The sequence below is a fragment of the Peptostreptococcus sp. genome (assembly GCF_977045075.1).
In genome coordinates, this window is the sequence record NZ_CDRRTB010000135.1 from 1 (window position 1) to 2,703 (window position 2,703).

The 2,703-nt window shown below is 38.5% G+C and carries 3 protein-coding genes; all 3 read left to right on the forward strand.

Annotation, left to right across the window (positions count from 1 at the left end; translation table 11 throughout):
* The first annotated feature begins 72 nt into the window (after positions 1-72).
* Positions 73-1,734, forward strand: coding sequence for a glycoside hydrolase family 13 protein (locus tag ACW6OJ_RS07940; protein ID WP_455105491.1), 1,662 nt, complete (start codon positions 73-75; stop codon positions 1,732-1,734).
* A gap of 17 nt (positions 1,735-1,751) precedes the next feature.
* Positions 1,752-2,393: a beta-phosphoglucomutase gene (gene pgmB / locus ACW6OJ_RS07945; RefSeq protein ID WP_455105492.1), complete on the forward strand. Its 642-nt coding sequence runs from the start codon at positions 1,752-1,754 to the stop codon at positions 2,391-2,393.
* An 11-nt stretch (positions 2,394-2,404) separates the two neighbouring features.
* Positions 2,405-2,703 (forward strand): ATP-binding cassette domain-containing protein (locus tag ACW6OJ_RS07950; protein WP_456096263.1); only part of this gene is annotated, 299 nt, incomplete at its 3' end.

Below are 2,703 nucleotides of genomic sequence, written 5' to 3' on the forward strand. Positions count from 1 at the left end.
CCAATAGAGTTAGATATTTACAAGGAAAAACACTTACTAGAAGATAAATTAGTAATAAAGCGAGGATAAGATATGCAGTGGTGGAAAAAATCGGTAGTATACCAAATATATCCAAGAAGTTTTTATGATTCAAATGGGGATGGTCTTGGAGATATTAGGGGAATAATATCAAAGCTAGACTACCTAGTAGAATTGGGGATAGATGTAATCTGGTTAAGCCCAGTATATGAATCTCCACAAGACGATAATGGCTACGATATAAGCGACTATAGGAAGATATGGTCAAGCTTCGGGACGGAAGAGGACATGTTCGAGCTAATAGATGAGGCTCATAAAAGGAATATAAAAATAGTCATGGACCTTGTAGCCAACCATACTAGTGATGAACACAAGTGGTTTGTAGAGAGTCGCAAGTCTAAGGACAACCCATACAGAGACTATTATTTTTGGTCTGACAAGAAAAATAATTGGGGATCATTTTTCAGTGGGTCTGCATGGGAGTATGACGAAGCAACTGGAGAGTACTACCTTCACCTATTTACAAAGAAGCAACCAGACCTAAACTGGGAAAATCCTACAGTCAGAAATGAAATCTGGGATATGATGAAGTTCTGGATGGACAAGGGTGTAGATGGATGGAGGCTAGATGTAATCAGCTCAATATCCAAGTACACAGATTTCCCAGACTATGAGGATGGGCAAGGTGAATATATAATAGGTGACTACCATATGAATGGACCAAGACTACACGAGTACATACAGGAAATGAATAGGGAAGTCCTATCAAAGTATGACTGTATGACAGTGGGAGAGGCTCCTGGTTCCCATCCTGATAATGCGCTTCTATTCTGTGGTGAGGACAGGAATGAGCTAAATATGATTTTTACCTTTGACCATATGATGCTTGATATTGATGAGGGAACAGCAGCAGGTAAATGGAGAGTAAAGGACCTAGACTTAGTAGAACTTAAGGATTCATTTGCTGCTTGGCAGAATGGGCTATACGAAAAGGGTTGGAATTCACTTTACCTAGAAAACCACGACCAGGCTCGTGTAATATCTAGGTGGGGAAATGATACCGACTACAGGGTTGAGTGTGCCAAAATGTTTGCTACTATCCTACATTTGATGCAGGGAACACCATATATATACCAGGGTGAAGAAATTGGTATGGTCAACTGTAGGTATGAGATAGAGGAATACCAGGATGTAGAGATAAGGAATGCCTACAAGGACTTGGTTCTTGATAGGAAGATACTATCCAAGGATGAATTTATGAAGGCTGTATATAAGATATCTAGAGATAATGCTAGAACTCCAATGCAGTGGAATAATAAGGAACACGCGGGCTTTACCCAAGGTCAGCCATGGCTTAGGGTTAATCCTAGATACGAAGAGATAAATGTAGAGGATGCATTAAAAGACAAAAATTCTATTTTCTACTACTATAAGAAATTGATTGAATTAAGGCATACGGACCCTGTGATAACAGATGCAGATTTCAAGCTTATAGATAGGGAAAATATGGAGGTATTTGCATACGAGAGGTTTATAGACGGTAAAAGTATCATAGTGGTTGCTAACTTCGGCTCAAGCTTGGTAAACTTTGAGCTAGATAAGAACTACAAGCTGGGAGACTATGGCCTGATGATTTCAAACTATGAGAACTTGGATATTAAGGACAATATTGTGGCCTTAAAGCCATATGAGGCGTTTGCCTTAAAGAACTATTAGGCGTGTAAGGTGGTTTTATGATAAAAGGAGTAATATTTGACCTAGACGGTGTCATAACAGATACGGCTAAATTACACTATATAGCCTGGAAAAACCTAGCAAATAGCATAGGTATTGACATCGATGAGGAATTCAATGAAAGTCTAAAGGGGATATCTAGAACTGATTCCCTGATAAGAATACTTGAGTATGGTGGTGTAAGAGACAAGTATTCAGACCAAGATATAAAAATTTTAACAGACAAAAAGAACGACGAATATGTAAAGCTTTTGGAAGACCTAACTAAAGAGGACATACTTCCAGGCATAGAAAACTTCATAAAAGAACTAAGAGATAACAATTTAAAAATAGGGCTTGCATCGGTTTCTAAGAATGCCAGCAGGATTCTAGAAATTTTAGGCCTACTAGATAAGGTTGACTTTATAGCCGATCCAGCCAAGGTTGAAAAGAGCAAGCCAGCGCCAGATATCTTTGTAGAATCAGCTAGGGGAATAGGCCTAGCAATAGATGAGGTAATTGGAATTGAAGACTCCCAGGCGGGTGTAGAAGCCATGAGGGCTTGTAAGATGAGGAGTGTTGGTATAGGTGTAGATGCAGACCTTAGACTTGAGACTACTCAAGACTTAAGTCTAGAAAAAATTGCTTTATATTTTGAATGAGAGGTAAGAGAATGGCAACAGTAAAGCTAGAAAATATATGTAAATCATACGACAATGGATTCCAGGCAGCTAAGAATGTAAATATCGACATAGAAGATAAGGAATTTATAGTTTTGGTTGGACCATCAGGTTGTGGTAAGTCTACAACACTTAGAATGATTGCAGGACTAGAAGACATTACTTCTGGTACATTAAAGATAGATGATAGGGTGGTAAATGATGTAGAGCCAAAGGATAGAGATATAGCCATGGTATTCCAGAATTATGCCCTATATCCACATATGACAGTATATGATAATATGTCTTTTTC

Bases quoted from the DNA above. Each gene is read 5' to 3' on its own strand.
- ACW6OJ_RS07940 (WP_455105491.1), top strand. From the start codon at position 73: ATGCAGTGGTGGAAAAAATCGGTAGTATACCAAATATATCCAAGAAGT.
- pgmB (WP_455105492.1), top strand. From the start codon at position 1,752: ATGATAAAAGGAGTAATATTTGACCTAGACGGTGTCATAACAGATACG.